Origin of the sequence: Streptococcus sanguinis, assembly GCF_003943735.1 — a bacterium.
Lineage (GTDB): Bacteria > Bacillota > Bacilli > Lactobacillales > Streptococcaceae > Streptococcus > Streptococcus sanguinis_E.
This window is the reverse complement of sequence record NZ_RJMV01000031.1, coordinates 1-1,056: the sequence shown is the minus strand read 5'-3', so window position 1 is coordinate 1,056 and position 1,056 is coordinate 1. Positions and strand designations below refer to the sequence as shown.

Genomic DNA, 1,056 nt, shown 5'->3' with positions numbered 1-1,056 from the left:
GATAAATTGCAATAAAAAGTGCAACAAATCTAAAATTCATCCATAAGTGCCTCAAATGCTGTTTTGTAACCTAAGCATTTTCTTGGACGGTGATTTATAGCAAGTAAAGCATTTACTAACGATTCATCAGTAATGTCGGTTAGATTAGTCCTCTTAGGAAAATATTCTCTAAGCAAACCATTTGAATTTTCATTACTTCCTCTTTGCCAAGATGAATAAGCGTCCGCAAAGTAAAAGTCTATTCCTAAAGCTTCCACTTGAGGATAACAAGCAAATTCTTTTCCTCTGTCTGATGTAAATGTTTTTAAAAAGTTCTTAGGAAAAATCTTCTGAAGTGTTTCTATGGCTGAAAACATCGACCTAGCTGATCGGTCAGGTATTTTAAATGCCAGATAAAAACGTGTTTTGCGCTCTACAAATGTAGCCAAGCATCCTTTGCTTTTCCCTCTGGAAGAAACCATGGTATCTAATTCCCAATGACCGAAATTTTGCCTGCTCTTCACTTCTTTAGGTCGTTTGGAAATAGGTTTACCAATAATGAATTTCCCTCTAGTCTCATGAGGTTCACGTGTTTTACCTTTTCGTCTTAACGTCTCTACACTAACTTCGAGTTGGCCATTATATATCCAATTATAAATCGTTTTAAACGATACGATTGGCTTATTTTCGTACTGATAACGCCCATGAATCTGCTCGGGTGACCAAGATGCTTTTAAATGACGTTCTATATCTTTCTTCATCTGTGAAGTACATGCAGTTTTCCTTCCCTTAAGTCTAGATAATTCCTCATATTGTCTTTGTGCTTCTTCGGCAGAATATTTATTTGGACACCGTTTGATTTCTCGGCTAATTGATGAACGGTGAAAACCTAACTTAGTTGCAATATAGGACAGATTAAAACCTGCTTCAAGATATGCTTCTATCTTTAGCCGATCAATTATGGTAATATGTAAGTAGCCCATAGGATCTCCTTGTGTCTGTTTGTGTGGTTACTTACAGTTTACACGATTTGAGAACCTATGGGTTTTTTGTTGCACTATATTTTACAATTTATCA

At 35.9% G+C, this 1,056-nt stretch carries 1 protein-coding gene; it reads right to left on the bottom strand.

What is annotated here, in order from left to right; genetic code table 11:
* Window positions 1-29 precede the first annotated feature (29 nt).
* Entirely contained in the window at window positions 30-962 is a 933-nt protein-coding gene (locus tag D8877_RS12225; RefSeq protein ID WP_125353448.1) for an IS30 family transposase, read from the bottom strand.
* Window positions 963-1,056: the final 94 nt, after the last annotated feature.